Raw genomic sequence first — 4717 nt, 5'->3', positions numbered from 1 at the left:
TCATATGGCTCACGGTTATCTATTAAGTGAATTCATTACGCCCCAACATAATTTAAGACAGGATGAGTATGGTGGGAGCGTCGAAAATAGATTCCGATTCCCACGCGAAATCATATTAGGAATCAAACAAGCTTGCGGAGAAAATTATCCAATATTGGTCAAAATCAATAGTAATGTTGAACTAAATGACGAAGCGTATGAATCAGATTTACTTTATATGCTCAACGAACTTGAAGCTCTTGGAGTGGAAGCGGTCGAACTAAGCGGATGCGACTTAGGCAAGAAAAAATATACCGATCACAATTACTATTTAGAACGTGCCTCAAGACTAGCAGAATTAACAACTGTTCCATTAATCTTAGTGGGAGGGATTCGAACCTTATCTGATATTGAGCACGTTTTGCAAAATGGAATCGCCATGGTTTCATTTAGTCGTCCTTTTATTTGTGAACCAAATCTCGTTAGACAATTAAAAGCAGGCCATAAATCAAAGTGTGTCTCATGTAACCGTTGTTACGGTCTTTATTATCGTGAGGGTAGACGCTGCATTCGAATGGAATAAAAAAATCCTGATAAAAAATTTTATCAGGATTTTTTGTGTATAATTATAGAAAATATTGTTATATTGTGGAGAAATATGGTACCTTTGTGATAGAAGTGAATTGGATTGGGTTTGAATAGGGGAGAGATGGTTTTGAAGTCAAAATCTTTCAAAGCAATATTAATTTTTTTTATTATCGTGACTGTCATATGTATAGGTTTAGCTGTTGATTATTTAACATTACCTCCTATGACGAAAGATTTTTTGAATAAAATAGGGACAATTCAGGAAGATGATTTAAAAAATAATCTTAAATTTTATAGGGATAAAATTCAACAAGAAGTTAAAGGAACCGGACACCGTGACGCGTTAAAACACAGCTATTTTTCTTTAGGTTATATTGAATCATTAAATGAAGATTATAATCAATCAAATGATTATTATTATCGAGCATTAAGCATAGATAGCCTGCATTGTGATACTTTATGTGGAATGGTCTATCGGGAGTTAAGCTTTAATGCGATTCATCAAGGGCAAATCGAAAAAGGATTTGAGTATTATAATTTGGCGCTTCAAGCTTTTAAAGACGATGAAGCGGAAGTGATGAGTTTGAATTATCGATTCTCACAGGCCTTAGATTATACAAAAGATTACAAGGCACAAATTATAAAAATATTGGAGTCTAATAAAACTAAAAAACAAGAACCATTTCAAGAAATTCAAAATTTAAGGTTATTAGCTAAAATTTATTTGTTCTCTGGCCAATATAGTAAAAGCATTAACTATCTGTTAGATGCTTTTGAAGTATCTGTTTGGAACGACTATAAAAATCTCCAGCGGGCGATTACGATTGAATTAGGAAACGCCTATTTTTTAAATAAAAATTATGAAGAAGCAGTTGAAACGCTATATCCCTGTTTGCTAACATGGGGAGATCTTGATTTAAACATTTATTTTGAGCAGCTAGCTAAATCTTTACGAATGGTTTATGGATATGATTATGCCATTGAATTTTTGAATCAACACATCGAGAGTGTTAAAAATTCGATGACGGATCACGAAATTTGGTTACAGTTTTGGGTAGAATTATTACAAGCAGAATTGTCAGTTTTTGAAAATAAACCAGAGATTGCAAAGATTTATCTTAATCGAGCACGAGTTATTTACGAAAAAAATGCGACAAGTCTCCATGCGATGTTAAACTATTGGATACAAAAAATAGACTTAGATATTTTGGTCTTAAAAGGTGAAAAAAGTGATCAAATCCTTGAGCAGTATATTGACTTGTATAAAAAAATTGCATCTTCTGACATATATTTTATTAGTAAAATTAGTTTGCTAGATGAAATTATAAATCAAAGTTTAAAGCTTAATCATTATTCATTGGCTTATGATGCGATGAAGAGTCGTGCTCAGATTGTTGATAATGAATTACTTGATGATGACCTTATTGATTTAAATGAGATTTATCTTAAAACGAAAGAAGAGAGACAAAATCGAAATGTAAGCAAAAGGATTGTTTTATTCTTTATGATATCAATCACAACAATGGGCATAGGGTCGATTGTGTATTTAATATCCAATCATAAAAAGAGAATACTAGATTTAGTGACAGAAGTCGAAGCTCAAAAAGATTTTGATTCTTTGACCCATACTTTAACGAAGTCTGCTCTATATAACAGATTAGAAAAATATTTCGGGCAAGAATTGACGTTTACCGTTGTTCAGTATGATGATTTAAAGCGATATAATGAAGTTTACGGATACTTAAATGGCGATCATATTATTAGAATATTGTCGAATCAAATTAAAAACACCTTTACTCAAGAGTATATTGCCCGTCATTCGGGGCATTTCTTTATTATTGTTTCCACTGACTCTAAAGAAAATTGTGTTCTTAAAGTAAAAAAACTTTTACAGATGATATATGACTTGAATATTATCAATACACTTGTTTTAGAGCATAGGCGAATGACGGTTAGTGCAGGATTAAGTAGCGGCATCATTCACTCTAAGCAGGATATCGATCACTATATTAAAGTAGCGTCACACCATTTAGAAGTTTCAAGACAAAGAGGATGTAATACCTTTACCGTATAAAAGAACTCATCTATAAATGAGTTCTTTTATTTTGTAAAAGTATGGAAAAAAATCAATGATAAAAATCTTTTTTTGTCTAAAAATGGTATAATATAAAGTAGTGCTCGGGGGGATGGTTATCGTTAGAAAAGGGAATAAGCTTTTAAAAGTAAAAGTTAGGTATTTATTTTGGGGATTTTTTTTAATTTTTATAATGGGATATTTCATAAAGACTGCAAATTTTTTAAAAATAGAAACCTATACAGATCAGTTTTGGAATCAGCTAGATGAAATCAAGTTGTATGACATGCCACAAGATGAAATACAAAAATATGAGGATAAAATAACGCAAGAGCTATCGCAAATGAAGAGCCGTTATAGTCTGCAAAAAGCTTATTTTGCCTTAGGATATATGGAAGGAATGAAAGAAAATTACGAAGAATCGAACAATCTTTATTTTCAATCCATCAGTATTAATTCGAAAAGTTCTGCTAATTTTTTAGGTCAAGTTTATGGGGAGTTAGCGGTTAATTATTTAGCACTGAACCAGGTGGAAGAAGCAGAAAACTATTTTCAAATGGCTACTAATTTAATAAACTCGGATAACCTTAAATTAAGAGTTTATCAACGTTATGCGCAAGGTATTTTATTGTTTACTGATCAGTATTATCGAGCCATTGAGTTATTAGAAGTCGTTGATATGTTAAGTAAAACCGATAATCAAGAAATAGAAAATCAGATTTTATTTTCAGATCTTTATGTGATGTTCGGGGAATATGATCAAGCGATTGCTGTGTTAACTCACGGCTTGGAACTGAGTCGTGAAATACAATGCGTCAATAAAGAGCGTGAATTAACTCTAAAATTGGGCAGTTTCTATTATTTAATGGAAGATTATAAACAAGTAATCGAACTATTAAAGGAATATGTTTTTATATTGGAACCGAATCGTAGTATGTATTATTTAAAACCCTTTGTAAACTCTATTCACTATACTCAAGGTTATGAAGCAGCGATGCTATTTTTAGAAGAGTATGAAAGAGAGATGATTCATTTTAAAGAAGAAAATAAGTGGTTGCCACAGTTATATGTTGTGATTTTAAAAGCAGAAGCCGCGCTGAAGGACGGAAATCTGATTTTAGGGCAGAATTACCTCAATGAGGCTGATTTGCTTAATGAGAAAGTTAGGGATATAGAACTCGGTTGGTGGATTGAAAAACTGTATTTAGAGCGTTTGGTTTTAGAAGGGATGCATGGGGAGAAAATTATCTTAAAGTATACAGAACTTTATCACTTGATTGAGAATTCCAATCTATTTTATTTTATAAAATTTGATCTATTGAATGAAATTTTATCGATTAATATGAAGCTTGGTTATTATGCGTTAGCGTATGATGTGTTAGCTGATAAAAGAAAAAGATTTTATGATTTTGAGGAAAACGTAGAAGCTGTGAACTTGGAAGAAATTTATGATGAAACCAAGTTAGAGTTTAAAGAAGCTAGAATTCAAGCTATTGGCGATATTGGAATAATCATTCTTTCTTTAGGTGCGAGTATTGGAGCGGTCGCGCGCTTTATCTACATGAAGCAAGAAGAAATAAATTCATTGGAGCACGATAAGGATAGGGAGGGATTGACTAAAACATTAACGAAAAAGTCTTTGTATCAGAGGTTACAGGCTTATATTGGGCAAGGAAATGAGTTTACGTTTATCGTCTTACAGTATGATCATTTTAAACGATATAATGAAGTTTATGGTTATTTATCAGGTGATGAGGCCTTAAAGACTTTGGCGAATTGTATTAAAGAGATTTTTGAAAATGAATATATTTCACGTCATTTGGGCAATCAATTTATTATTGTGTCGTATCATTCAAAGGAAGCATGTGTTCCTAATTTAATGCATTTAATGCAAACAATCTACGATTTAAATATTGAAAATTCAACCGATTTAAAAGATAGACGTCTGACGATTAGTGCAGGGATTAGCAGTGGCATCCTAGATTCAGAAGAGGCAATCGATCAACAAATTAAGTTGGCAACGAACAACTTAGAAAAATCAAGACAGCGTGGTAATAATAAGTTTACAACCTCTTC

The 4717-nt window shown here is 32.0% G+C and carries 3 protein-coding genes; all 3 read left to right on the top strand.

Annotation, left to right across the window (positions count from 1 at the left end):
* A partial coding sequence (locus J6D32_RS08880) for an oxidoreductase (RefSeq protein ID WP_287467576.1) occupies positions 1-562 on the top strand: 562 nt, incomplete at its 5' end.
* Between the two features lie 126 nt (positions 563-688).
* Positions 689-2641 (top strand): diguanylate cyclase domain-containing protein, encoded by a 1953-nt coding sequence (locus tag J6D32_RS08875; protein WP_287467574.1) that lies wholly within the window; start codon positions 689-691, stop codon positions 2639-2641.
* Positions 2642-2753: 112 nt separating this feature from the next.
* The coding region (locus J6D32_RS08870) for a diguanylate cyclase domain-containing protein (protein ID WP_287467573.1) at positions 2754-4717 on the top strand (1964 nt) is incomplete at its 3' end.

The organism is Turicibacter sp. (assembly GCF_017941855.1).
Classification (GTDB): Bacteria; Bacillota_I; Bacilli_A; order MOL361; family Turicibacteraceae; genus Turicibacter; species Turicibacter sanguinis.
Note: the sequence above shows the minus strand (reverse complement) of the source record. Positions and strands in the feature narration are given on the sequence as shown.